Here is a 26,437-nt window from a genome sequence, read left to right on the forward strand (position 1 = left end):
CCCAAAGATGCATAACCCCTGCGCCGTCATCCCGGTCTACAACCACGAAACCGCGATCACCACCGTGGTCGACGCGCTGCTGGCCAGCGGCCTGCCGTGCATCCTGGTGGACGACGCCAGCGACAAGCCCTGCGCCACTGTTCTGGACCAACTGGCCCGGCGTGACAACATTCACCTGATCCGCCTCGCCACCAATCAGGGCAAGGGCGGTGCGGTGATGACCGGCCTGCGTGAAGCGGCGCGCCTGGGCTTCAGTCACGCCTTGCAGGTGGACGCCGACGGCCAGCACGACCTGCAGGACGTCCAACGCTTCATCGAACACTCACGCACCTATCCCGAGGCCGTGATTTGCGGCTATCCGCAGTACGACGCCAGCGTGCCGAAAGGTCGCTTGTACGCCCGCTACCTGACTCACGTCATGGTCTGGATCAATACCCTGTCATTGCAGATCCGCGATTCCATGTGCGGTTTCCGCGTCTATCCGTTGCCACCGGCCCTGGCACTGATCGACACCGCGAAGATCGGCAAGCGCATGGATTTCGACTCGGACATTCTGGTGCGCCTGGCCTGGCGCAATCAGCCGATGAAGTGGCTGAAAACCAAAGTCCATTACCCCCTGGACGGCGTTTCGCACTTCCGGATGTTCCACGACAACGTATTGATCTCGAGCATGCACACCCGGCTGTTTTTCGGCATGTTGCTGCGCTCGCCCCTGATTCTCTGGCGGCGGTGGCGAGCATGAACGCCGACAAGCAACACTGGGCCGATCGCGAGGAGCGCGGCAGCTTCTGGCTGATGAAATTCACCGCGTGCGCCGCCAGACTGCTCGGTCGCCGGCTGTTGAGCCCGCTGCTGTACGGCATCGTGTTGTACTTTTTCCTGTTCGGTCGCAGCGCCCGCCACAGCGCCTGGCAATACCAGCGGCGGCTCGCCGATTGGAGCGGTCGCAGCGAACTGCGCCCGACCCAGTGGCGAGTGTTCGGCCAGTTCATGGCCTTCGCCGACTCCATGCTCGACAAGCTCGACGTATGGAACGGCAAGCTGAGCATCGAGCAGATCGAAATCATCGACCCGGCGCTGCTGCGCAACAAACTGCGCGGCAGACGCGGGCAGATGCTGGTGGGTGCGCATTTGGGCAATCTCGAAGTCTGCCGCGCGCTGGCGGAGATTGGTGAGAAGGTCACGATGAACGTGCTGGTGCACACCAAGCACGCCGCACAGTTCAACCGGTTGCTGGGCGAAGCCGGTGCGACCAATCTGCGTCTGATCCAAGTCAGCGAACTGGACCCGGTGATCATGCTGCAACTGCACGAACGCCTGGAACGCGGCGAGTGGCTGGCGATTGCCGGCGACCGTGTACCTTTGCATGGCGGGCGCAGCGTGACCGTGGACTTCCTCGGCCACCCGGCAAAATTCCCGCAAGGCCCCTGGCTGCTGGCCGGCCTGTTGAAATGCCCGATCAACCTGCTGCTGTGCCTGAAAAAGCCCGACGGCGACTATCGACTGACCATTGAACCTTTCGCTGACGCCATCACCTGGAACCGCAGCGAGCGCGAGCAGGTCATTCATCAGTGGGCTTCCCGCTATGCCCAGCGCCTGGGTCACTATTGCCTCGAAGCACCTCAACAATGGTTCAACTTTTACCCTTTCTGGAAAACCGATGACGACGCCAACGCTTGAGCCGGTAACCTTCGGCGAACTCCCTTTGCGCATCGAAGACGTGTTGGCCCTGGCCAACCGCCAGGCGCCGACACAGTTGCAGGGTGATCCCGCGTACCGCGAGCGTATCGCCAAGGGCGCGCGCTTTCTCGATTCCCTGCTGGACAAGGAAGGCGTGATCTATGGCGTGACCACCGGTTACGGCGATTCCTGCGTGGTGGCGGTTCCGTTGCATCACGTCGAGGCGTTGCCCCGTCATTTGTACACGTTCCACGGCTGCGGGCTGGGCAAGTTGCTCGACGCCCAGGCCACCCGGGCGGTGCTGGCGGCGCGGTTACAGTCGCTGTGCCACGGCGTGTCCGGGGTGCGCGTGGAACTGCTGGAGCGCCTGCAAGCCTTCCTCGAACACGACATCCTGCCGCTGATCCCGGAAGAAGGCTCGGTAGGCGCCAGCGGCGATCTGACGCCACTGTCCTATGTCGCTGCCACCCTGTCCGGCGAGCGCGAAGTGATGTTCCGTGGCGAACGCCGTCAGGCGACCGATGTGCACCGTGAACTCGGCTGGCAGCCGCTGGTGCTGCGTCCCAAGGAAGCGCTGGCCCTGATGAACGGCACAGCGGTGATGACGGGGCTCGCTTGCCTGGCCTACGCCCGCGCCGATTACCTGCTGCAACTGGCGACCCGCATCACCGCGCTGAACGTGGTCGCCCTGCAAGGCAATCCGGAGCACTTCGACGAACGCCTGTTCGCCACCAAACCGCACCCGGGGCAGATGCAAGTCGCCGCGTGGTTGCGCAAGGATCTGGCGATCGACGCACCGACCGCGCCGCTGCATCGCCTGCAGGACCGCTATTCCCTGCGTTGTGCGCCCCACGTGCTCGGCGTGCTGGCCGACAGCCTGAACTGGTTGCGTTCGTTCATCGAGATCGAACTCAACAGTGCCAACGACAACCCGATCATCGACGCCGAGGCCGAACGCGTGCTGCACGGTGGGCACTTCTATGGCGGCCATATCGCCTTTGCCATGGACAGCCTGAAAAACCTGGTGGCCAACGTCGCCGATCTGCTGGATCGCCAGCTCGCGCTGCTGGTGGACGAACGCTATAACCATGGACTGCCGAGCAATTTGTCCGGTGCCAGCGCCGAGCGCGCGATGCTCAACCACGGTTTCAAGGCCGTGCAGATCGGCGCCAGTGCCTGGACCGCCGAAGCGCTGAAAAACACCATGCCAGCCAGCGTGTTTTCCCGTTCCACCGAGTGCCACAATCAGGACAAGGTGAGCATGGGCACCATCGCCGCCCGTGATGCGATTCGCGTGCTGGAACTGACCGAACAGGTCGCCGCCGCCACGCTGTTGGCTGCCAATCAGGGCGTGTGGCTGCGCGAACAGGCGGACGATGCACGACCGCTGCCACCCGCCCTGGCCGCCATGCACGAGGAATTGTCCAGGGACTTCCCGCCGGTCATCGAAGACCGCGCGCTGGAAGGCGAGTTGCGCCTGTGCCTGCAACGAATCGCCGAACAACACTGGAGGCTGCATGCGTAGCAAGGGAGTGCTCCACACCGATACGGAAATCCTCGTGCCGTTCTTTGACGTCGACAGCATGAACGTTGTCTGGCACGGCCATTACATCAAATACCTGGAAATCGCCCGCTGCGCGTTGCTGGACAAGATCGGCCATAACTACACGGCCATGTCCGAAACGGGCTACGCGTGGCCGGTGATCGACCTGCAACTGCGTTATGTGCGCGGCGCGGTGTTTGGGCAGCGGCTGAATGTGCGCGCCAATCTGGTGGAGTGGGAGAACCGCTTGAAGATCAATTACCTGATCAGCGATCTGGAAACCGGTGAACGCCTGACCCGCGCCGTTTCCGTGCAGGTAGCCGTCGATATGAGCAACCGCGAGATGCAACTGGCCTCGCCGAAGGTTTTCACCGACGCTGTCGAGAGGGCCCTGCCATGATTTTCTGCCACCCCCGCTCCCCTGTAGGAGCGAGCTTGCTCGCGATGGTGGTTAACGATGACGCTGGGCACCTGACACTCCGTGGCGCTCTCAGGTTTTTCGCGAGCAAGCTCGCTCCTACAGTTTTCTGTGTGTTGCTGGGTGTTCCTGGGCTGGCTCATGCCTTCGATCTGCAACAGCTCAGCGATCAACTGGCCAAACCCGACGTCATCCACGGCAACTTCGTCCAGGAAAAACACCTGCGCGCCCTGCCTCAGCCGCTGACCAGCAAGGGCACCTTCGTCCTGGCGAAAAACCACGGATTGCTGTGGCTGCTCAAAACCCCGCTGCAGCAGGATTACCGCATCACCGCCAAGGGCATCGCCCGACGTGATGCCGGCGGCTGGCAAATGCTGCCGGGCAAGAGCGCCGGTGCCGAGCAGAACCGCTTGTTTCTCGCCGTGCTGCAGGGCGACAGCAGTGGACTGCAACGGGATTTCGAGTTGTCCCTGAACGGCGACGCACAGCACTGGAAGCTGACGCTGGTGCCACGCTCGATGCTGCTCAAGCAGGTGTTCAATCAGATCAACATCACCGGTGGCGAACTGGTGCATAGCATCGAGCTGCTGGAAACCCAGGGCGACAGCACCCTGTTGCGCATGCAGGACAGCACCAGCAGCCAACCGTTGAGCGACGCGGAGCAACATGACTTTGCCGAGTGAGCGCAGTCTGCCGCGGTTGTTCCTGATCCTGCTGCTGGCAGTGCTGGCGCTCGCCGGTTGGCAATGGCGCGACGGTGCGCCGGTATCGGCCAACCTGATGGAACTGGTGCCCGGCACCGCGCCGGACGCCCTGGAACTGCGCGCCGAACAACGCATGCAAGAACCGCTGAATCGCGAAATGCTGGTGCTGGTTGGCCATGAACATCGCGAACAAGCCATCGCCATGGCGCAAAGACTGGGTGATCAATGGCAAGCCAGCGGCCTGTTCGAAAAGGTCCAGTGGAACCTGCAAGCCGACTTACCGGCGCTGCGCACGCAACTGCTGCAAGGCCGACTGGCGATGCTCTCGGCCGATGACCGGCAGCAACTGATCGAGCACCCGGACGCGTTTATCCAGCAACGGGTGCAGGCGCTGTTCGACCCCTTCACCGGTTTCAGCCTGGTGCCCAGCCAGGACGACTGGCTGGGCCTGACCGGGCGCATCCAGAACAGCCAGCCACAACACGGTTCGGTGCAACTGGACATCGGCAGCGGTGCATTGATTGCCGATGCCAACGGCAAAAGCTGGGTATTGCTGCGCGCGCGGAGCACCGGCAACGCCTTTGACATGAACCTGCCGCTGCAAGTGGCCAACCTGCTCCAACACAGCCGCGAGGAAGCCGCCGAGTCCGGTGTGCAACTGCTGGCGGCCAGTGGCCTGCTTTACGCCGCCAACGGTCAGAAGCAAGCCAGCCGTGAGATCACCTGGGTCGGCGGCGGTGCCACGTTCGGGATCCTGTTGCTGCTGTTGCTGGCATTCCGCAATTGGCGTGTGTTGCTGGCTTTCGTCCCCGTGCTGGTGGGCATGCTGTTCGGTGCAGTAGCCTGCGTGGCGCTGTTTGGCCATCTGCATGTGATGACTCTGGTGCTGGGTTCGAGCCTGATCGGCGTCGCGGTCGATTACCCGCTGCATTACCTGTCCAAAGGCTGGAGCCTGAAACCCTGGCACAGCTGGCCGGCCCTGCGCCTGACCTTGCCGGGCTTGACCCTGAGCCTGATCACCAGCGCCATCGGTTACCTTGCGCTGGCCTGGACCCCGTTCCCGGCACTGACCCAGATCGCGGTGTTCTCCGCCGCGGGCCTGCTGGGTGCCTATTTGTCCGCCGTGTGCCTGCTCCCGGCACTGCTCAAGGGTGTGGAGCTGCGGCCGGCACAGTGGCCATTGCGGGTGTCCGCGTTTTTGCTGGGACTGCGTGAAGCATTGCTCAAGCGCTTGCACACGCCGGTGCTGCTGGCGCTGTTGATTGCCTTCTGCGCCGGCGGCCTGTTGCAGCTCGAAACGAAAAATGACATCCGCCAATGGGTCGGTGCGCCGCAGCAATTGACCGACGAAGCACAAACCATCGCACGGATTACCGGCTATCAACCCACCAGCCAGTTCTTTCTGGTACAGGCGGCCGACCAACAGCAATTGCTCGAGCGCCAGGCCGCGCTCAGCGAACGCCTGGATCAACTGGTCAACCTGGAAAAGCTCCAGGGTTACCTGTCGCTCAATAAACTGGTCAGTCCGCCGAGCGAACAGCGTCAGGTGCGCGATGCATTGAACAGACTGCCGCAGTTCTGGCAGCCGTTGCTCGATGTCGGCGTGCCGGTGGAGGCGCTGCAAGCGGAGTTGACGACATTGCAGGCGCTGCCTGTCGAAGACATTGACGCTGCGTTGTCCGGGCCCCTGGCCGAGCCTTATCGCCTGTTGTGGCTTGGGCCGACCGCTGATGGCGTGGCCGCGATGGTCAGCCTGCAAGGCCTGAACAACCCTTCCCTGCTGCGGGTCCAGGCCAAAGATTTGCCGGGGGTGACGCTGGTGGATCGGCTGGGTGAATTGAACAACGTCTTCGCGGCGACCCAGATCAGTGCCGCCGAACTGAAGCTTGCTTCCTGCGTGTTGATCGTACTGGTGCTGATCCTGCCGTTCGGCTTCGGCGGCGCACTGCGCATCGTCTCCCTGCCGCTGCTGGCCGCGCTGTGCAGCCTCGCCAGCCTCGGTTGGCTGGGGCAGCCGCTCACCTTGTTCAGTCTTTTCGGACTGCTGCTGGTGACGGCAATCAGTGTCGACTACGCGATCCTCATGCGCGAGCAAGTCGGCGGCGCCGCCGTCAGCCTGCTGGGCACCTTGCTGGCGGCGTTGACCACCTGGCTGTCCTTCGGCCTGCTGGCGGTGTCGAGCACGCCGGCAGTGAGTAATTTCGGCCTGTCGGTCAGCCTGGGTCTGATGTTCAGTTTCATGCTCGCCCCCTGGGCCGGTCGCCAGGTGCAGGCGGCCACGGTCGCGGAGCCGACAGCATGATGATTGCACTGTTTTGGGCAATGGCCCTGACGCTGTTCGCCGTGGCGACCCGAATCGGTCGCCACTTCGGCTTGATTCCGATCGTCAGTCAGTTGCTGTTGGCGACCGTTGGCCTGCCGTTGCTGATGTACTTCTGGATCGAGCCGCAATGGCAATTGAGCGGCGCGGCGCTGGTGTCGCCGGTCTGGCTGAAAAACCTGTATAGCCTCAGTTTCGCACTGTTGCTGGGCTATATCCTCAGCGACGTGATCGACCTGCACCTGGACCGCCAGAGCCTGAAAATCGCCTTGCCGAGCTTCTGTATTCCGTTTGCCTGCGGCCTCGCCACGGCGGTCTGGCTGTTGCCGGCGCAACCCTGGATCAGCTCACTGGCGGTTGGCCTGTTGTTCGCGATAACCGCGATCCCGGTGCTGTACCTGTACCTGCGGCATATCGATTACCCCACCGCCGCCACCCGACGGCTGGTGCAGACCGCGATCCTCATCGACCTCACCTGCTGGACCCTGTTTGCCATCGCCCAGGGTACCCTGCACCTGAGCAGCCTTTTGCTGCCGTTGGCCGGCGCCTGCCTGCCCGTGCTGCTGAGACTGCTGGGGTTGCGCCAACTCTGGCTGTACAGCCTGAGCTTTTTCGCCCTGCTGGTGGTGGCCGAACACTACAAGCTCAATGCGCTGATTTTCGGCATTGGCTATGTGTTGATCATGGCCGCGTTGAAAGCGCCGCTGGTACTGCCGCTGCCGGCGATCTGGATGAGCCGCTTGCAGACCTACATGGCCATTCCGCTGATCCTTACCTTCGGCATCGTGCAAATCAACGTGCACAGCGCGTTGGACAGTCTCGGCTGGGTGCAACTGGCGGCGCTGCTGCTGTTGCCGATTGCCAGCAAACTGCTGGGCAACTGGCTCGGTCTCGGCTGGGCCGGCGCCTCGTTCCAGGGTGCCAGCCGCTGGCGGGAAAGCGTGCTGCTGAACATTCGCGGCTTGAGTGAGATCGTGTTTCTCAACCTGCTGCTGCAACAACAGCTCATCAGCCCGGCGCTGTACTTTGCGCTCATGCTGATGGGCTTGGTCGCGACCCTGCTGCCGGCATTGGCCGGCATGCACCGGATTCCCTTGAACGCTGCCGCTCCGGCAAGGAGGCCTCATGCCAACCGTTGAAACGGAACATCGCCAGATCGTGGTTATCGGCGCAGGCCCTTCGGGTGCCATCGCCGCCGCGCTGCTCAAGCGCAAGGGACATGATGTATTGGTGATCGAGCGCCAGCATTTCCCACGGTTTTCCATCGGCGAAAGCCTGTTATGCCACTGCCTGGATTTCGTCGAAGAAGCGGGCATGCTCGACGCCGTCAACGCTGCCGGTTTTCAGCTGAAAACCGGCGCCGCGTTTGCCTGGGGCGAGCAGTACAGCACCTTCGATTTCAGCGAAAGCTTCACCCATGGCAAACCGACGACCTTCCAGGTCCAGCGCGCCGATTTCGACCAGTTGCTGGCCGATCAGGCGGCGCTGCAAGGGGTGGAAATCCGTTACGGCGAAGCCATCGTCAGCGTCACTGTCGATCACGGCAAACCAGAGCTTGGCGTGCGTCGCGAGGACGGCAGCGAATACCGCATCGAGGCTGATTTCCTGCTTGACGCAAGCGGTTACGGGCGCGTCCTGCCACGCCTGCTCGACCTCGAAGCACCGTCGAACTTCCCGGTGCGCCAGGCGGTGTTCACCCACGTCGAAGACTTTATCGACAGCCCGGCTTTCGATCGCACCAAGATCCTCATCACCACCCACCCGACCCAGCGCGATATCTGGTTCTGGACCATCCCGTTCAGCAACGGACGCTGCTCGGTGGGCGTGGTGGCGGCCGCCGAGCACTTCGAGGGCCGCACCGACAATCTGGACGACTGCCTGCGCGGTTTCATTGCCCAAACACCAGGTCTGGCCAGCGTGCTGAACAATGCCGTATGGGACACGCCTGCGCGCACCATCGGCGGTTACTCGGCCAATGTCAAAACCCTGCATGGACCTGGATTTGCGCTGCTGGGCAACGCCGCGGAATTCCTCGACCCGGTGTTCTCCTCTGGCGTCACCATCGCCATGCGCTCGGCGAGCATGGCCGCCGGGGTGCTGCACCGCCAGTTACAGGGCGAGGCGGTGGACTGGCAAAAAGAATTCGCCGAACCGCTCAAGCGCGGCGTCGATACCTTCCGTTGCTACGTCGAAGGCTGGTACTCGGGGACTTTCCAGGATGTGATTTTCCATGAGGGCAGTTCGCCGGAAATCCGCCGCATGATCAGCTCGATCCTGGCCGGTTACGCCTGGGACGAACGCAATCCGTTCGTCAGCGAGGCCAAGCGTCGGTTGAAGGTCATATCCGAACTGTGCGCAAGGAATGCGACATGAGCTATTTGAGCGACAACTACGTCGAAGAAACCCGATTCGGCCTTTGGTTCCTGCGCAGCCATGCCTGGCAGCACTATGTGCTGCGCGTGGCGGTCAACGACTTGCGCAGCCTGTTCAGCGAAGCCCCACCAAGCCATCCGGTGCTGCTGGATGCCGGTTGCGGCCAGGGCAAGTCATTCCAGTACCTGCGCCAGACCTTCATGCCCGGGCGCTTGATCGGCGTGGACGCCGACCCGCACAGCCTGAACCGCAGCCGTGAAGAAGCGGTCAATCAGGGTATGACGGTGGAGTTGATCGGCAGCGACTGCGCCAGTATCAATGTACCGGACGCCAGCGTTGACCTGCTGTTCTGCCACCAGACCTTTCATCATCTGGTGGAGCAGGAGCAGGCACTGGCCGAGTTCTACCGTGTGCTCAAGCCAGGCGGCTATCTGCTGTTCGCCGAATCCACCGAGGCTTACATTGATACCTGGGTGATCCGCTGGCTGTTCCGCCACCCGATGCACGTGCAGAAAAGCGCCGCGCAGTACCTGGAGATGATTCGCCGGCAGGGTTTCGAATTTGGCCCGCGAAACGTGTCTTATCCGTACCTGTGGTGGAGCCGCGCCAAGGATTTTGGCCTGTTGGAATGTTTGGGCCTGAGCAAACCGAAGCCCTTTGGCCAGCGGGAAGAAACCCTGGTCAACGTGGTTGCGCGCAAACCCCTTGAAGGTGCTGTGTGATGTTCAACTTCAATCCCTGTGGGAGCGAGCCTGCTCGCGAAAGCGGTACATCCGCCAATAGATATGTTGGATGTGATGCCCTCTTCGCGAGCAGGCTCGCTCCCACAGGGGTCGAGAGTATTCTGCGATTTTTGTTGTTGGGTTTTGTTCTGCTGCTGAGTGCTTGCGCCAGCCGGGCACCGCTGCCCGAGCAAACCCCCAACCTGTCGCTGCCACTGCAATTGCACATCCAGCGGCTGCAAGCCGAACAGCGTCAGGACTGGGTGCTGGTGATCCAGCGTGAAGGCCCGGCCATTCGCTGGTCGATGATGGACTTGCTGGGCATTCCCCAGGCTCGTCAGAAACTGGTGGACGGCGAGTGGCGTGCTGATGGTCTGCTACCGCCCAATCCGGAAGCCCGTGAGCTGTTCGCTGCGTTGTTGTTTGCGCTCACGCCCAAGGACGAACTGTCCGGCAACTATCCAGCCGCCTGGCAACATGGCGCTCAACGCGCCTTGCCGGAGCGTTGGGACGTCCGCTATTCACAACCGATGAGCTTTGAATTGAACCTGCCCAAAGGTCCGAAATACCAAGTCACGCCACTGAGTGGGGAGGCACCATGACCGCCTACTTGAACGCCCTGGGGGTCATCTGCTCCCTGGGCCGTGACAAGCATGAAATTGCGCGCAACCTGTTTGCCGGCGATTGTTCCGGCATGCGCAGCGAAGCCGGCTGGGTGCCGCAGCGGTCCTTGCCGGTGGGTGCGGTGCGGGGCGAACTGACGGCGATTCCCGCCGGACTGTCCCGGCAAAACACCCGCAACAATCAGTTGCTAATGGAAGCCGCCCTGCAAATTCGCCAGGACATCGATCACGCGATCCAGACGTATGGCCGCGACCGTATCGGCGTCGTGCTTGGCACGAGCACGTCGGGCATCGACGAAGCCAGCCAGGGCCTGGCCCATTACATCCGCGAGCACCAATTCCCGGCGGAATACGACTACCAGCAACAGGAGCTCGGCGCGCCGGCCAGCTTTCTCGCTGACTGGCTGCAACTGAGCGGCCTCGCTTATGTGATTTCCACCGCTTGCACCTCCAGCGCCAGGGCGCTGATGAGCGCCCAGCGCCTGCTCGACCTCGGGGTCTGCGACGTGGTGTTGTGCGGTGGCGTCGACAGCCTGTGCAAACTGACCCTCAATGGTTTCTCGGCGCTGGAAGCGGTGTCCGATCAGCGCTGCAACCCGTTCTCGGTCAACCGCAACGGCATCAACATCGGCGAAGCGGCCGCGCTGTTCCTGATGAGCAAGCAGGCGGGTGGCAACCCATCGATTGCCCTGCTCGGCAGCGGCGCCAGCTCCGATGCGCACCACATTTCCGCGCCGGAACCTGCTGGGCGAGGCGCTTTGCAAGCGATGCACAAGGCGTTGAACCGCGCCGGCCTGCAACCGCAACAGATCAATTACCTGAACCTGCACGGCACCGCCACCCAGCACAACGACGCCATGGAAAGCCGGGCGGTGGCCACACTGTTCCCTGTCGGCGTGCCCTGCTCCTCGACCAAACCCATGACCGGCCACACCCTTGGCGCGGCCGGCGCGCTGGAAGCGGCGTTCTGCTGGTTGAGCCTGAGCGCAGACAATCATGAACACGCCCTGGCGCCGCATGTCTGGGACGGTCAACCGGATCCTGAGCTACCCGCCCTGAATTGGGTGACCCCGACCGATCGCCTGGCGTCCACAGGTCCTCGCTACCTGATGAGCAATTCCTTCGCCTTCGGTGGTAACAACGTCAGCCTGATTATCGGAGACGCCCCATGATTGACTGGCCGCTCGCCGAACTGCTGCCCCACGCTGGCGACATGATCCTCATCGACCGGATCCTGGCGTTCGACGAGGAGCAGATTCATACCCGCCTCACGGTCAAGTCCGACGGGCTGTTCAACCGCCCCGACGGCAGTCTGCCGGCTTGGGTCGGCATTGAGCTGATGGCCCAGAGCGTCGCGCTCTTCGCCGGTTGCCATGCACGCCAGCGTGGGGATGCGGTGGAGCTCGGCTTCCTGCTGGGCAGTCGCAAGTTCGAATGCAACGTCGAGAGTTTTCCAGCGGGGACCGAACTGACCATCCACGGCATTCGCTCGCTGGAAGACGACAATGGCATGGGCGTGTTCGAATGCCACATCAACGCACCGGACATTCACGCCACCGCCCGTCTGAACGTGTACCGCCCGCCTCAGCCGGCTCAATATCTTGATGAACCCCAAGGAACCCAATCATGACTGAATCCGTACTGGTCACCGGTTCCAGCCGTGGCATCGGCCGCGCCATCGCCCTGCGCCTGGCCCAGGCCGGACATGACATCGTGCTGCATTGCCGCAGCGGCCTGACGGACGCCATTGCGGTGCAGGGCGAAATCGAGGCCTTGGGGCGCAAGGCGCGCATCCTGCAATTCGACGTGTCGGACCGCACCGCTTGTAAGACCATCCTTGAAGCCGACGTGGAAACCCACGGTGCCTATTACGGTGTGGTGCTCAACGCCGGACTGACCCGCGACGGTGCTTTTCCGGCGCTGAGCGAGGATGATTGGGATGTGGTGATGCGCACTAACCTCGACGGTTTCTACAACGTACTGCACCCGGTGATGATGCCGATGATCCGTCGTCGCGCCGCCGGGCGAATTGTTTGCATCACCTCGGTGTCCGGGTTGATCGGCAACCGCGGCCAGGTCAACTACAGTGCCTCCAAGGCCGGTTTGATCGGGGCGGCGAAGGCGTTGGCGATCGAACTGGGCAAGCGCAAGATTACCGTCAACTGTGTCGCGCCCGGCCTGATCGACACCGCGATGCTCGATGAAAACGTGCCGGTGGAAGAACTGATGAAAATGATCCCCGCACAACGCATGGGCACCCCCGAAGAGGTGGCCGGCGCGGTGAATTTCCTGATGTCGGCGGAAGCCTCGTACATCACCCGGCAGGTTCTGGCCGTCAATGGAGGCCTGTGTTGATGAAACGCGTCGTCGTCACCGGCATGGCCGGCATCACCTCACTGGGCAGCGACTGGGACACCATTGTCGGCAACTTCGCGGCCAACCGCAGCGGCATACGCCGGATGGACGAATGGGATCGCTTCACCGAACTCAACACCCGCCTGGCCGGGCCCATCGATGATTTCAAGGTGCCGGGGCACTGGACCCGCAAACAGCTGCGCAGCATGGGCCGGGTATCACGGCTGGCGGTCGGCGCGGCGGAACAGGCGCTGGCCGACGCCGGATTGCTGGGCGACGAATCGATCAAGGACGGGCGCATGGGCGTCGCGTGCGGCTCGTCCACCGGCAGCACCGACGAGATCAAGGCATTCGGCAACATGCTGCTCAACTCAGTGGCCGAAGGCCTGAACGCCAACTCCTACGTGCGCATGATGCCGCACACCACGGCGGCCAATATCAGCATTTTCTTCGGCCTTACCGGCCGGCTGATCCCGACGTCCAGCGCCTGCACCAGTGGCAGCCAGGGCATCGGTTATGCCTACGAAGCCATCAAGTTCGGACGCCTGCCGCTGATGCTCGCCGGTGGCGCCGAAGAGCTGTGCCCGACCGAGGCCATGGTCTTCGACGCGCTCTATGCCACCAGCCTGAAAAACGACACCCCGCAGTTGTCGCCCCGTCCCTACGACAGTGCTCGCGACGGCCTGGTGATCGGTGAAGGCGGCGGCATGCTGGTGCTGGAAGAACTGGAACACGCCCTCGCCCGGGGTGCGCACATCCATGCCGAGATCGTCGGCTTCGGCAGCAACGCCGACGGCCAGCACACCACCCGTCCGGAGCAAGTCACCATGCGCCGAGCCATGGAACTGGCGTTGGAAGACGCTGGGCTCAAACCGTCGGACATCGGCTACGTAAACGGTCACGGCACGGCGACAGAGCAAGGCGACATCGCCGAAACCCTGGCCACCAGCAGCCTGTTCGGCGAACACATGCCCATCAGTTCGCAGAAAAGCTTCCTCGGCCACACCCTCGGCGCCTGCGGCGCACTGGAATCCTGGTTCAGCATCGAAATGCTCAACCGCGACCTGTACGTGCACACCCTCAACCTCGACGAGGTCGACCCGCACTGCGGCAAACTTGATTACCTGCGCGGCGAGTTCCGGCAGATGAGCAACCAGTTTGTGATGAACAATAATTTTGCGTTTGGTGGGGTGAATACGTCGTTGATTTTCAAGCGCTGGTCGTAAACAAACATCTCCCTTGTGGGAGCGAGCCTGCTCGCGAAAGCGGTAGGTCAGTCAACAGAAATGTCGCCTGTATTGCCGCCTTCGCGAGCAGGCTCGCTCCCACAAAGGTCCCGCCGGCCCAGACAATCAGGGTTGATCAAGGTTATCCAACACACGGTTCACTGCCAGCTCTCCGAGCATGATCGACTGCTGAATCCCCAACAGCGTGTGGCCCTGCGAGCCCTTCAGGTCTCTGGCGAAGTCACTCGCCATGACATTTGCCGAGGCCAGCGATACGCAGGCGTATTCCAGCAGGGTGTGGTTGTCGATGTCGGGGGCAATGAGGAAGATCGGACTGGGTTGGCGTGGCGCGTCCGGATCGGAGTCCGGTGGATTTGGCGTATGGGTCATGAGTCAGCGTCCTGAAAAAGAAGGGTGGCAGCTGTACGCAGGTTAGTAGACCGGTCCACATCAATCCGGCGCACCCGAAGGCGCCCTGCGCACAGCTACCGTCAAGGGCAGGTATGGACATACCTGCCTATCAGGAGCGCCAATGCGCTAGATATGAAAACGGGCTACTAAACCCGATCACTGACCATCAGTGACGCGAATCAAGTTAGCGACGGCCCTCAAAGCGCACAAGCCGGCGGATTCTGGAGTAGGTGTAGGCAGCGCCGCAAGGCGCTGTAGCCTGTCTGAGAGACTTCAGATATGTCCCACGGTCAGCGGTGAAGTTTCTGATAGATCACTGCTTTGCCTGAGGCGGGACATCGACGTTTTTTGGCGTTCTCGCGGACGCCATCGCGGGCAAGCCTTGCTCCCACAGGGGACAGCGGTGTGGACACGATTGTGGTCATGCCACAAAACCCTGTGGGAGCAAGGCTTGTCGGATCGCCGCATCGCCGCGATTGACTGCGAAGCAGTCACGGTTTCAACGGCTCAACCTTCCTCGTCAACAACTCCACAAACGCCTTGGCCATCGCCGACTTCTGATCCTTGCGCTGTACCAGCCACACCGCCGACACCGCTGCCGGATCCAGCAACGGCCGATACACCACGCCATCAATGCGCATCCGCTGATAAGACGCCGGCAGTACCGACACACCCAACCCCGCCGCCACCAACCCAATGATCGTCATCGCCTCCCCTGCCTCCTGGGCGAAGTGCGGGCTGAACCCGGCGTCCCGCGCCAGGCTGAGCAGTTGCGCGTACAGGCCACTGCCGTAGCTGCGCGGGAAAAACACGAAAGGCTCAAGAGCCAGGGCAGACAGGAACAAGCCTTCTTCACTGTCCTCGACCAGCGGATGCTTGGAGCTGAGCACCGCCACCAGAGGCTCGCGCATCAACTCGACCACACTGAGCGAATCGGGCAGCCCCAGCGGACGCATGATCCCGACTTCGATGGATTCATCTACCAGTGCATCGGCTACCTGGGTGCTGCTCATTTCCCGCAGGTTCAGGTGCACCGCCGGGAAGCGCTGGCGAAACGAGAAGATCGCCTGGGGGATCGTCGAGTTGAACGGCGCTGAAGAGGTGAAGCCGATTTTCAGTTCGCCCAATTCCCCCAACTGCGCCCGCCGCGCAACGTCTGCCGCTTTGTCGACCTGCGCCAGCACCAGCCGCGCCTCTTCGAGAAACAGCCGACCGGCCTCGCTCAGCTCGACCCGACGATTGGTACGCTCGAACAAACGCGCACCGACCTCCTGTTCCAGCGCCTGAATCTGCTGGCTCAACGGCGGCTGGGAGATGCCCAGCACCTGTGCAGCGCGGCCGAAGTGCAGTTCCTCGGCGACGGCAATGAAGTAGCGCAAATGACGCAATTCCATGGAAACCCCATTAGGTCGTTTAAGCTATCAAACAGGTCGAACAATATATTGGATTGAATCATTAGCCAGCTATATGCTTTTTTCATTGCCTGACCGGCTGCGCTCCTCCGAGGTCTACCGTGAAAACTGCTGTCGCTCCACTCACCCATGAAGTTTCTCCTGCCGCACAGGACGACGTGGTCGCTGAACTCAAAGAGATCTATATCGAAAAAGGCACGCCGGCGTTCATGCGCACGGTGCTGGCATTGTTCTGTGGCGGCTTCGCGACGTTCGCCCTGCTCTACTGCGTGCAGCCAATGATGCCGCTGCTGTCCCACGAATATTCCATCAACGCAGCGCAAAGCAGCCTGATTCTCTCGGTGGCCACGGGCATGCTCGCCATTGGCCTGCTGATCACCGGCCCGATCTCCGATCGCATCGGACGCAAACCGGTGATGGTCGCGGCGCTGTTCGCCGCGGCGCTGTTCACCATGGCCAGCGCAATGATGCCGAGCTGGCACGGCGTGCTGGTGATGCGCGCGCTGATCGGATTGTCGTTGAGCGGCCTGGCGGCGGTCGCCATGACGTATCTGAGCGAAGAAATTCACCCTCACCACATTGGCCTGGCGATGGGCCTGTACATCGGCGGCAATGCCATCGGCGGGATGAGCGGGCGATTGATTACCGGCGTGTTGATCGACTTCGTCAGTTGGCACACGGCAATGCTGGTGATTGGCGGCCTGGCCATGATCGCGGCGGCGGTGTTCTGGAAAATCCTCCCGGAGTCGCGAAACTTCCGCGCCCGTTCGCTGCATCCGCGCAGCTTGCTCGACGGCTTTACCATGCACTTTCGCGATGCCGGCCTGCCGCTGCTGTTCCTCGAAGCCTTTGTGCTGATGGGCGCGTTCGTCACGCTGTTCAACTACATCGGCTACCGCTTGCTGGCCGAGCCTTATCACATGGAGCAGGCGTTCGTCGGGCTGCTGTCGGTGGTGTACCTGTCGGGGATCTACAGCTCGGCGAAAATCGGCGCGCTGGCGGACAAACTCGGTCGTCGCAAAGTGCTCTGGAGCACCATCGCGCTGATGATCGCCGGCCTCGCCCTGACGATGTTCACGCCGCTGCCGCTGGTGATTTTCGGCATGCTGGTCTTCACCTTCGGCTTCTTCGGCGCCCATTCGGTGGCCAGCAGCTGGATCGGCCGCCGCGCCACCAGGGCCAAGGGTCAGGCGTCGTCGTTGTACCTGTTCTGCTATTACGCCGGTGGCAGCATCGCCGGTACCGCAGGCGGCTATTTCTGGCATCTGGGCGGCTGGAACGGCATCGGCATGTTTATCGGCGGGTTGCTGGTGGTCGCGTTGCTGGTGGCGTTGAAACTGGCAAAGCTGCCGCCGCTAGGCGGTGTAAAGGCCTGATACAAATCCCTGTGGGAGCGGGCTTGCCCGCTCCCACAGGGACCGAGTACGACCTGGTATCTCATACAAAAACGCCCGGCATGAGCCGGGCGTTTTTATTGGGCAGCAATCACTCGTGATACTGCGCCGACAACTCATGTACGGCCCGCAAGAAGGCGCCTGCATGTTCCGGGTCGACTTCCGGCGTGATGCCGTGTCCCAGGTTGAACACGTGGCCACTGCCCTTGCCATAGCTGGCGAGGATGCGACCGACTTCGGCGCGGATGGCTTCAGGCTTGGCGTAGAGCACGGTCGGATCCATGTTGCCTTGCAGGGCGACTTTGCTGCCGACGCGTTCACGAGCGTTGCCGATGTCGCAGGTCCAGTCCAGGCCCAGGGCATCCGCGCCAGCGTCGGCAATGCTTTCCAGCCACAGGCCGCCGTTCTTGGTGAACAGGATGACCGGCACTTTGCGACCTTCGTGCTCGCGGATCAGGCCGCTGACGATTTTGCGCATGTAGGCCAGGGAGAACTCCTGGTACGCCGCCGCCGACAGGTTGCCGCCCCAGGTGTCAAAGATCTGCACCGCTTGTGCACCGGCCAGGATCTGGCCGTTGAGGTAGCTGGTGACCGACTGCGCGAGTTTATCCAGCAGCAGGTGCATGGCTTGCGGGTTGTCGTAGAGCATGGCCTTGGTCTTGCGGAAGTCTTTCGACGAGCCGCCTTCGACCATGTAGGTGGCCAGTGTCCACGGGCTGCCGGAGAAGCCGATCAGCGGCACGCGACCATTGAGTTCGCGGCGGATGGTGCTGACTGCGTCCATGACGTAGCCCAGGTCTTTCTGCGGATCGGGAATCGGCAGGGCTTCGATGTCGGCCAGGGTGCTGACGACTTTCTTGAAGCGTGGGCCTTCACCGGTTTCGAAGTACAGGCCTTGGCCCATGGCATCGGGAATGGTGAGGATGTCGGAAAAGAGGATCGCCGCGTCCAGCTGTGGATAACGGTCGAGGGGTTGCATAGTGACTTCGCAAGCGAACGCCGGGTTCATGCACAGGCTCATGAAATCACCGGCCTTGGCACGGCTGGCGCGGTATTCAGGCAGGTAGCGACCGGCCTGACGCATCATCCACACAGGGGTGACGTCTACGGGTTGCTTGAGCAGGGCGCGCAGGAAACGGTCGTTCTTCAGGGCAGTCATGTCGGCATCCGGAAAAAAAGTGCGGGCATTTTCTCAGAGCCGGGCGCAAAAGGCACGGATGCAGGTCAGCCTTTTGTCTATCGGGTCAATTTGTCGCAATGGAATGCGGTTTTCGTCACACCACAAAACACTGTGGGAGCTGGCTCGCCAGCGATGCAAACACCTCGGTTTGTCAGGCAGACCAAGGTGATGCTATCGCTGGCGAGCCAGCTCCCACAGGTATCGCGGTGCAGCTTAGAACGGGGTTAAACGCCCAGGTAGTCGAGGATCCCTTCCGCCGCATTGCGGCCTTCGAAAATCGCCGTCACCACCAGGTCGGAACCGCGCACCATGTCGCCACCGGCGAAGATTTTCGGGTTGCTGGTCTGGTGCTTGTACTGGCCTTGTTCCGGCGCCACGACGCGGCCCTGGCTGTCGGTCTGGATCTCGAACTGCTCGAACCACGGTGCCGGGCTCGGGCGGAAACCGAAAGCGATGACCACGGCGTCGGCCGGGATGATCTCTTCGGAACCCGGGATCGGCTCGGGGCTGCGACGGCCACGGGCATCCGGTTCGCCGAGACGGGTCTCGACCACCTTCACGCCTTCGACCCTGTCTTCACCAACGATGGCGATCGGCTGGCGGTTGTAGAGGAATTTCACGCCTTCTTCTTTGGCGTTCTTCACCTCTTTGCGCGAGCCCGGCATGTTCGCTTCGTCACGACGATAGGCGCAGGTCACCGACTTGGCGCCCTGGCGAATCGAAGTACGGTTGCAGTCCATCGCCGTGTCGCCACCACCCAGCACCACGACCTTCTTGCCCTTCATGTCGACGAAATCGTCCGGCGACTTTTCAAAGCCCAGGTTGCGGTTGACGTTGGCGATCAGGAAGTCGAGGGCATCGTACACGCCCGGCAGGTCCTCACCGGCGAAACCGCCCTTCATGTAGGTGTAGGTGCCCATGCCCATGAATACCGCATCGTATTCGGCGAGCAGTTGCTCCATGGTGACATCCTTGCCCACCTCGGTGTTGAGGCGGAACTCGATGCCCATGCCGGTGAAGACTTCGCGGCGATTGCTCAGCACGGTCTTTTCCAGCTTGAACTCGGGGATACCGAAGGTCAGCAGACCGCCGATTTCCGGGTTCTTGTCGAACACCACCGGGGTCACGCCGCCACGCACCAGCACGTCGGCACAGCCCAGGCCCGCAGGCCCTGCGCCGATGATCGCAACACGCTTGCCGGTCGGCTTGACCCTGGACATGTCCGGGCGCCAGCCCATGGCGAACGCGGTGTCGGTGATGTACTTCTCCACCGAACCGATGGTCACCGCGCCGAAGCCGTCGTTGAGGGTGCAGGCACCCTCGCACAGACGGTCCTGCGGGCATACCCGGCCGCAGACTTCCGGCAGGGTGTTGGTCTGGTGCGACAGCTCGGCGGCGGCGAGGATGTTGCCCTCGGCCACCAGTTTCAGCCAGTTGGGAATGAAGTTGTGCACGGGGCACTTCCATTCGCAATACGGGTTACCGCAACCCAGGCAGCGGTGGGCCTGGTCGGCCGACTGCTGGGGTTTGAAGGGCTCGTAGATTTCCACGAACTCTTTCTTGCGTTGACGCAACAGTTTCTTCTTCGGATCCTTGCGCCCGACCTCGATGAACTGGAAGTCATTATTCAGACGTTCAGCCATTGTTAAAACCTCATCAAACTCTTCAGGCGCATATCACTGCGGGTTGGCACGGGTGCTGGAAAGCAACGATTTCAGGTTGGCAGCCTTGGGCTTGACCAGCCAGAAACGGCGCACGTAATCATCGAGGTTTTCGGCGAGTTCACGACCCCACTCGCTGTCGGTTTCCTCGACGTACTCGTTCAGCACGCGTTGCAAATGGCTACGGTAGGCTTCCATCGCCTCGCCGCTGATCCGCTGGATTTCCACCAGTTCGTGGTTGACCCGGTCAACGAAGGTGTTGTCCTGGTCGAGCACGTAGGCGAAACCACCGGTCATGCCAGAGCCGAAGTTGTAACCGGTCTTGCCCAGTACGCAGACGAAACCACCGGTCATGTACTCGCAGCAGTGATCACCGGTGCCTTCCACTACGGTGTGGGCTCCGGAGTTACGTACGGCGAAACGCTCACCCGCGGTGCCGGCGGCGAACAGCTTGCCGCCAGTGGCGCCGTACAGGCAGGTGTTGCCGATAATGGCACTGTCCTGGGTCTTGTAGACGCTGCCCTTCGGCGGAACGATGACCAGCTTGCCACCGGTCATGCCTTTGCCGACGTAATCGTTGGCGTCGCCTTCCAGGTACATGTTCAGACCACCGGCGTTCCACACACCAAAGCTCTGACCGGCAGTGCCTTTGAAGCGGAAGGTGATAGGCGCATTGGCCATGCCCTGGTTGCCGTGTTTGCGGGCGATTTCGCCGGAGATCCGCGCGCCGATGGAACGGTCGCAGTTGCAGATATCCAGGGCGAACTCGGCGCCGCTCAGGTCGTTGATCGCCGAAGTGGCCATCTCGACCATTTTCTCGGCCAGCAGGCCCTTGTCGAACGGCGGGTTGCGCTCAACACCACAGAATTGCGGCTTGTCTGCCGGCACGTGATCGCTGCCCAGCAACGGGGTCAGGTCCAGGTGATGCTGCTTGGCGGTCTGGCCTTCGAGGACTTCCAGCAGATCGGTACGGCCGATCAGCTCTTCGAGGGAGCGCACGCCCAGCTTGGCCAGCCACTCACGGGTTTCTTCGGCGACGTAGGTGAAGAAGTTCACCACCATGTCGACGGTACCGATGTAGTGATCCTTGCGCAGCTTCTCGTTCTGAGTCGCGACGCCGGTGGCGCAGTTGTTCAGGTGGCAGATACGCAGGTATTTGCAACCCAAAGCAATCATAGGCGCCGTACCGAAGCCGAAGCTTTCAGCGCCGAGGATGGCAGCCTTGATCACGTCGAGGCCGGTTTTCAGGCCGCCGTCGGTCTGCACCCGAACCTTGCCGCGCAAGTCGTTGCCACGCAGGGTCTGGTGGGTTTCGGCCAGGCCGAGCTCCCACGGTGCGCCCGCGTATTTGATCGAGGTCAGTGGCGATGCGCCGGTGCCGCCGTCGTAACCGGAAATGGTGATCAAGTCCGCGTAGGCCTTGGCCACACCGGCGGCGATGGTGCCGACGCCCGCTTCCGCTACCAGCTTCACCGAGACCAGCGCCTTCGGGTTGACTTGTTTCAAGTCGAAAATCAGCTGCGACAAGTCTTCGATCGAGTAGATGTCGTGGTGCGGCGGTGGCGAAATCAGGGTCACGCCCGGCACTGCGTAACGCAGCTTGGCGATCAGACCGTTGACCTTGCCGCCTGGCAGTTGACCGCCCTCGCCCGGCTTGGCGCCCTGGGCGACCTTGATCTGCAGCACTTCGGCGTTGACCAGGTATTCCGGGGTCACACCGAAACGACCGGTGGCCACTTGCTTGATTTTCGAGCTCTTGATGGTGCCGTAGCGCGCCGGGTCTTCACCGCCTTCACCGGAGTTGGAACGCGCACCGAGGCGGTTCATGGCTTCGGCCAGGGCTTCGTGAGCTTCCGGCGACAGGGCGCCCAGCGAGATACCGGCGGAGTCGAAGCGCTTGAGCACCGATTCCAGCGGCTCGACTTCGCTCATATCCAATGGAGTGTCGAGGGTTTTGACTTTCAGCAGGTCGCGGATCATCGACACCGGACGGTTGTCCACCAGCGACGTGTATTCCTTGAACTTGCTGTAGTCGCCCTGCTGCACGGCGGCTTGCAGGGTGTTGACCACGTCCGGGTTGTACGCGTGATATTCGCCACCGTGGACGAATTTCAGCAGGCCGCCTTGCTGGATCGGCTTGCGCGGGCTCCAGGCTTCGGTGGCCAGGGCTTTCTGCTCGGCTTCGATGTCGACGAAACGCGCGCCCTTGATGCGGCTCGGCACGCCCTTGAAGCTCAGGTTGCAGACTTCCTCGGACAGGCCGATCGCTTCGAACAGTTGCGCCCCGCGATAGGAGGTGATGGTCGAGATACCCATCTTCGACAGGATCTTGAGCAGGCCCTTGGTGATGCCTTTACGGTAGTTCTTGAACACCTCGTAGAGGTCGCCCAGCACTTCACCGGTACGGATCAGGTCGCCCAGCACTTCATAAGCCAGGAACGGATAAACGGCGGAGGCGCCGAAACCGATCAGTACGGCGAAATGGTGCGGATCGCGCGCGGTGGCGGTTTCCACCAGGATGTTGGAGTCGCAACGCAGGCCTTTTTCGGTCAGGCGGTGGTGCACCGCGCCGGTGGCCAGGGAGGCGTGGATCGGCAGCTTGCCCGGAGCAATATGACGGTCGCTCAGTACAACCTGGGTACGCCCGGCGCGCACGGCTTCTTCAGCCTGATCGGCGACGTTGCGGATCGCCGCTTCGAGGCCGACGCTTTCGTCGTAGTTGAGGTCGATGATCGCGCGCTCGAAGCCCGGACGATCGAGGTTCATCAGCGAACGCCACTTGGCCGGGGAAATGACCGGCGAACTGAGGATCACGCGCGAGGCGTGTTCCGGCGATTCCTGGAAGATGTTGCGCTCGGCACCGAGGCAGATCTCCAGCGACATGACGATGGCTTCGCGCAGTGGGTCGATCGGCGGGTTGGTGACCTGCGCGAACTGCTGGCGGAAATAATCGTACGGCGTGCGCACGCGCTGGGACAGCACGGCCATCGGCGTATCGTCGCCCATCGAACCCACGGCTTCGTAGCCTTGTTCGCCAAGCGGACGCAGCACCTGGTCGCGCTCTTCGAACGTGACCTGGTACATCTTCATGTATTGCTTGAGCTGATCGACGTCGTAGAACGCCGAACCGTGGTCGTTGTCTTCCATGGTCGCCTGGATGCGCAGGGCATTCTTGCGCAGCCATTGCTTGTACGGATGACGGGACTTCAGACGGTTGTCGATGGCGTCGGTGTCGAGGATCTGACCGGTTTCGGTGTCCACGGCAAAGATCTGGCCCGGACCAACGCGACCTTTGGCAATCACATCTTCAGGCTGGTAGTTCCAGACGCCGATTTCCGATGCCAGGGTGATGAAACCGTTCTTGGTGGTGACCCAACGCGCCGGACGCAGACCGTTTCGGTCGAGCAGGCACACCGCGTAGCGACCGTCGGTCATGACCACGCCCGCCGGACCGTCCCACGGTTCCATGTGCATCGAGTTGTACTCGTAGAACGCACGCAGATCCGGGTCCATGGTTTCGACGTTCTGCCACGCAGGCGGAATGATCATCCGCACGCCACGGAACAGGTCAATGCCACCGGTGACCATCAGCTCGAGCATGTTGTCCATGCTGGAGGAGTCGGAGCCAACACGGTTGACCAGCGGGCCGAGTTCTTCCAGGTCCATCAAGTCGTTGGTGAACTTGGTGCGACGGGCCACGGCCCAGTTGCGGTTGCCGGTGATGGTGTTGATCTCGCCGTTGTGCGCCAGGAAGCGGAACGGTTGGGCCAGCGGCCATTTCGGCAGGGTGTTGGTGGAGAAGCGCTGGTGGAACACGCAAATCGAAGTTTGCAGGCGCTCATCGCTCAGGTCTGGATAGAAGGCGGTCAAATCCGCCGGCATCATCAGGCCTTTGTAAATGATGGTCTTATGGGAAAAGCTGCACACGTAGTGGTCGGTGTCGGCGGCGTTGGCCACGGACGAGCGACGACGGGAGGTGAACAGCTTGACGGCCATGTCCTGATCGCTCAGGCCTTCGCCACCGATGTACACCTGCTCGATCTGTGGCAGGCGCTCAAGGGCCAGGCGGCCGAGGACGCTGGTGTCGATCGGCACTTTGCGCCAGCCGACCAACTGCAGGCCGGCGGCCAGGATCTCGCGGTTCATGTTCTCGCGAGCAGCTTCGGCTTTGACCGGGTCCTGGTTGAAGAAGACCATGCCCACGGCGTATTGCTTGGGCAGTGCGACGCCGAACGTTTCCTGGGCGATGGCTCGCAGGAACGCGTCCGGCTTTTGAATCAGCAGACCGCAACCGTCACCGGTCTTGCCGTCGGCATTAATCCCACCGCGGTGGGTCATGCAGGTCAGGGCCTCGATGGCCGTTTGCAAAAGGGTATGACTGGGCTCGCCCTGCATATGGGCTATCAGGCCGAAACCGCAGTTATCCTTGAATTCATCTGGTTGGTACAGACCTGCTTTCATAGACACTTTCTCACCAGGCTGCCTCTTCTCGAGGCAAATTTCTTTTCAATTCAACCACTTACCATCCGCGCCGAACGTACGCCAGCTTTGCGGGGGCAAAAGGGAGGTCATTGTACACACCGACACTTGGCCTCACAAATTTGACGACGAAATGTCGCAAATCTATGTCGCATTTGTGAAAGGTTTAAAGCGATCTGCTGTGCTAGTCAAAACTTTTTTAATTTTGACCGCAACGACTCAAAGACTACTGTGACGCAGACACCACAAAGCACGCGGCCTTGAGGGCGGCATGCCTTGCAGAAATTTTGAGGTGCCGGGAGAGGCGGCCTGGGTAAGGCCGCCGAATCTTCAGCGAGCTGTTGCCAGTTCCTGTTGGACGCTGGCGACAGAGCGAGGCCAAGGTTTACCAGCCTGAACCTTCGCTGGCAAGGCCTTGATGGCGGTAACGGCTGCATCGCGGTTGGCGAAGTTACCGTAGGTGATGACGTAAAGCGGTTTGCCGTTGAGGACTTTCTTGAAATAACGGTACTCGCCGCCCTGCTCCTTGACGAAGTTTTGCGCGGTCGCTTCGGAGCTGGTGCCGAGGATTTGCACGACGTAGTTGCCCGGTGCCTGACCGGCGTACCAGGTACCGCCAGCAGCCTTGGCCGCAGGGGCCGGCTTCTCGGCAGGTTTCTCGACAGGCTTGGCAGCAGCGGCAACGGCCGGTTTGGCGGGCGCTGGAGCAGGCTTGGCGGCTGGCGCTGGAGCCGGTGCCGGCTTGGCGGTAGCAACCTGAGTCGGTGCAGGTACCGGCTTGGCCGCTGGCGTCGGTGCAGGGCCGGCAGGGACGCCGGCAGGCGGTGCGATCGTGGTCACGGTCGGTGGTGTGGCGCTGGAACCTTCCACCGGCACACCATCATCGCCTTCGGTGATGCCACCAGCCGCTTCGGCGAGCGGTTTGCGCATGACCGGCTGTGAATTACCGACCAACGGCAGTGGCATCGGCTGAGTGTTACCTGCGAATTCGACGGCCGGAGCACCGCCGTTCGTCGAACCCTGGCCGAGCGGCAATTGCGCCTGCTCGTTGGCTGGTGCACCTGCGGTCGGTGCTTTACTGCGACCCGGCATCAACCAGGCGGCGGCCACCGCGACCACAACGACGGCGGAAATCGCCAATACGTGTTTCTTCGGCATATTGAACCCCATACTTGGACGCTTCACCGCTGAACGGCTTGCAATCATGGCTTCGATCATCGCATCGCGGGCGACCTGATTGATGTTGCCAGGCCAACCGTCGGAGCTTTCGTGAATATCAGAGATCTGATCCGCGGTGAAAAGTTCGATACCCCGGCCCGCCCCCTCAAGACGCTGGTCCAGATATTCGCGGGTTTCTTCTTCGGTGTAAGGCTGCAACTCGATGACGTGGAAGCGCTCTTCCTCGAGCTGCAAAGCCTCAAGCTGGGCAATCAGCGACGTCTCGCCGAACAGGAACACATGCGGGCGACCTTCCGGTGCACCGGCGGCCAGCGTCATCAAGGCCTCGAGCGCAGACTCATCGAGCTGCTCGGCGTCATCCACCAGCAGATAGACTTCCTGCCCGGTGAGTGCCAACTGCACCACCTGATCCAGAATGGCACCGGTCTCGGCCTGGGCAATGTCCAGCGCCTGGGCGACCTGGCGCAGCAGGCCGGCAGAGTCGCCAGCGCCCCGGGCGGAAACCACCACGCTCTGCACTGACTGCTTGTTGGTGCTGGCCACCAAGGCCTGACGCAAGAGGGTCTTGCCACTGCCTTGCGGGCCGGTGACCACCAGCAGCAACTGGCTGTAGCGCGCCAGGTGGTGCAACTGCCCCAGCACCGGTTTGCGCTGGGCCGGGAAAAACTTGAAGCCAGGCACCCGTGGAGCAAAAGGGTCGTGACTCAACTGGAAATGGCCGAGGAAAGCCTCGTCGGCATGCAAACTAGTCATCGCG

21 protein-coding genes are annotated in these 26,437 nt (G+C 61.9%); 15 read left to right on the top strand and 6 right to left on the bottom strand.

Annotated features, from left to right (window positions below):
* The first annotated feature begins 7 nt into the window (after positions 1 to 7).
* The 14 genes from BJ917_RS16910 (at position 8) to BJ917_RS16975 (ending at position 13,964) form a co-directional block, all read left to right on the top strand.
* Positions 8 to 742 carry a glycosyltransferase family 2 protein gene (locus BJ917_RS16910; protein ID WP_121103898.1) on the top strand — a complete coding sequence of 245 codons (735 nt, stop codon included), beginning with the start codon at positions 8 to 10 and terminating at the stop codon, positions 740 to 742.
* Positions 739 to 1,680 (top strand): glycosyl transferase, encoded by a 942-nt coding sequence (locus BJ917_RS16915; RefSeq protein WP_121103899.1) that lies wholly within the window; start codon positions 739 to 741, stop codon positions 1,678 to 1,680. Before BJ917_RS16910 ends, BJ917_RS16915 begins: the two co-directional genes overlap by 4 nt.
* Positions 1,661 to 3,205 carry a histidine ammonia-lyase gene (gene hutH / locus BJ917_RS16920; RefSeq protein ID WP_121103900.1) on the top strand — a complete coding sequence of 515 codons (1,545 nt, stop codon included), beginning with the start codon at positions 1,661 to 1,663 and terminating at the stop codon, positions 3,203 to 3,205. Before BJ917_RS16915 ends, hutH begins: the two co-directional genes overlap by 20 nt.
* Positions 3,198 to 3,623 (top strand): thioesterase family protein, encoded by a 426-nt coding sequence (locus BJ917_RS16925; RefSeq protein WP_096513774.1) that lies wholly within the window; start codon positions 3,198 to 3,200, stop codon positions 3,621 to 3,623. Before hutH ends, BJ917_RS16925 begins: the two co-directional genes overlap by 8 nt.
* Positions 3,620 to 4,324 (top strand): outer membrane lipoprotein carrier protein LolA, encoded by a 705-nt coding sequence (locus BJ917_RS16930; protein WP_121103901.1) that lies wholly within the window; start codon positions 3,620 to 3,622, stop codon positions 4,322 to 4,324. The genes BJ917_RS16925 and BJ917_RS16930 overlap by 4 nt, the downstream gene beginning before the upstream one ends.
* Positions 4,308 to 6,647: an MMPL family transporter gene (locus BJ917_RS16935; RefSeq protein WP_121103902.1), complete on the top strand. Its 2,340-nt coding sequence runs from the start codon at positions 4,308 to 4,310 to the stop codon at positions 6,645 to 6,647. The genes BJ917_RS16930 and BJ917_RS16935 overlap by 17 nt, the downstream gene beginning before the upstream one ends.
* Positions 6,644 to 7,804 (top strand): sodium:proton antiporter, encoded by a 1,161-nt coding sequence (locus BJ917_RS16940; protein WP_121103903.1) that lies wholly within the window; start codon positions 6,644 to 6,646, stop codon positions 7,802 to 7,804. The genes BJ917_RS16935 and BJ917_RS16940 overlap by 4 nt, the downstream gene beginning before the upstream one ends.
* Entirely contained in the window at positions 7,791 to 9,038 is a 1,248-nt protein-coding gene (locus tag BJ917_RS16945; RefSeq protein ID WP_121103904.1) for an NAD(P)/FAD-dependent oxidoreductase, read from the top strand. The genes BJ917_RS16940 and BJ917_RS16945 overlap by 14 nt, the downstream gene beginning before the upstream one ends.
* Positions 9,035 to 9,760, top strand: coding sequence for a class I SAM-dependent methyltransferase (locus BJ917_RS16950; protein ID WP_096513779.1), 726 nt, complete (start codon positions 9,035 to 9,037; stop codon positions 9,758 to 9,760). Before BJ917_RS16945 ends, BJ917_RS16950 begins: the two co-directional genes overlap by 4 nt.
* 119 nt (positions 9,761 to 9,879) lie before the next feature.
* A complete protein-coding gene (locus BJ917_RS16955) occupies positions 9,880 to 10,362 on the top strand; it encodes a hypothetical protein (protein WP_096515589.1) in 483 nt (160 codons plus the stop codon).
* A complete protein-coding gene (locus tag BJ917_RS16960; protein WP_121103905.1) occupies positions 10,359 to 11,555 on the top strand; it encodes a beta-ketoacyl-[acyl-carrier-protein] synthase family protein in 1,197 nt (398 codons plus the stop codon). Before BJ917_RS16955 ends, BJ917_RS16960 begins: the two co-directional genes overlap by 4 nt.
* Positions 11,552 to 12,013, top strand: a complete 462-nt coding sequence (locus tag BJ917_RS16965; RefSeq protein ID WP_096513781.1) for a hotdog family protein — start codon at positions 11,552 to 11,554, stop codon at positions 12,011 to 12,013. The genes BJ917_RS16960 and BJ917_RS16965 overlap by 4 nt, the downstream gene beginning before the upstream one ends.
* Positions 12,010 to 12,738, top strand: coding sequence for a 3-oxoacyl-ACP reductase FabG (fabG, locus tag BJ917_RS16970; RefSeq protein WP_096513782.1), 729 nt, complete (start codon positions 12,010 to 12,012; stop codon positions 12,736 to 12,738). The genes BJ917_RS16965 and fabG overlap by 4 nt, the downstream gene beginning before the upstream one ends.
* Positions 12,738 to 13,964 (top strand): beta-ketoacyl-ACP synthase, encoded by a 1,227-nt coding sequence (locus BJ917_RS16975; RefSeq protein ID WP_096513783.1) that lies wholly within the window; start codon positions 12,738 to 12,740, stop codon positions 13,962 to 13,964. Before fabG ends, BJ917_RS16975 begins: the two co-directional genes overlap by 1 nt.
* A gap of 126 nt (positions 13,965 to 14,090) precedes the next feature.
* Here BJ917_RS16975 and BJ917_RS16980 read toward each other — a convergent pair whose 3' ends face one another.
* Together BJ917_RS16980 and BJ917_RS16985 are read right to left on the bottom strand one after the other, a co-directional pair.
* Positions 14,091 to 14,354 (bottom strand): DUF6124 family protein, encoded by a 264-nt coding sequence (locus tag BJ917_RS16980; RefSeq protein WP_096513784.1) that lies wholly within the window; start codon positions 14,352 to 14,354, stop codon positions 14,091 to 14,093.
* A gap of 512 nt (positions 14,355 to 14,866) precedes the next feature.
* Entirely contained in the window at positions 14,867 to 15,769 is a 903-nt protein-coding gene (locus tag BJ917_RS16985; RefSeq protein WP_121103906.1) for a LysR family transcriptional regulator, read from the bottom strand.
* Between the two features lie 176 nt (positions 15,770 to 15,945).
* On the opposite strand from BJ917_RS16985, the gene BJ917_RS16990 reads away from it, so the two are divergent.
* A complete protein-coding gene (locus BJ917_RS16990; protein WP_372237732.1) occupies positions 15,946 to 17,163 on the top strand; it encodes an MFS transporter in 1,218 nt (405 codons plus the stop codon).
* 109 nt (positions 17,164 to 17,272) lie between these two features.
* Here the strand turns inward: BJ917_RS16990 and hemE are convergent, their stop codons facing one another.
* The 4 genes from hemE to BJ917_RS17015 form a co-directional block, all read right to left on the bottom strand.
* Positions 17,273 to 18,340 (bottom strand): uroporphyrinogen decarboxylase, encoded by a 1,068-nt coding sequence (gene hemE, locus BJ917_RS16995; RefSeq protein ID WP_096513788.1) that lies wholly within the window; start codon positions 18,338 to 18,340, stop codon positions 17,273 to 17,275.
* Positions 18,341 to 18,585: 245 nt separating this feature from the next.
* Positions 18,586 to 20,004 carry an FAD-dependent oxidoreductase gene (locus BJ917_RS17000; protein WP_121103907.1) on the bottom strand — a complete coding sequence of 473 codons (1,419 nt, stop codon included), beginning with the start codon at positions 20,002 to 20,004 and terminating at the stop codon, positions 18,586 to 18,588.
* Between the two features lie 33 nt (positions 20,005 to 20,037).
* A complete protein-coding gene (gene gltB / locus BJ917_RS17005; protein WP_121103908.1) occupies positions 20,038 to 24,483 on the bottom strand; it encodes a glutamate synthase large subunit in 4,446 nt (1,481 codons plus the stop codon).
* A gap of 348 nt (positions 24,484 to 24,831) precedes the next feature.
* Positions 24,832 to 26,433: an AAA family ATPase gene (locus BJ917_RS17015; protein WP_121103909.1), complete on the bottom strand. Its 1,602-nt coding sequence runs from the start codon at positions 26,431 to 26,433 to the stop codon at positions 24,832 to 24,834.
* Positions 26,434 to 26,437: the final 4 nt, after the last annotated feature.

It is taken from the genome of Pseudomonas sp. WPR_5_2 (assembly GCF_003634475.1).
GTDB lineage: Bacteria > Pseudomonadota > Gammaproteobacteria > Pseudomonadales > Pseudomonadaceae > Aquipseudomonas > Aquipseudomonas izuensis.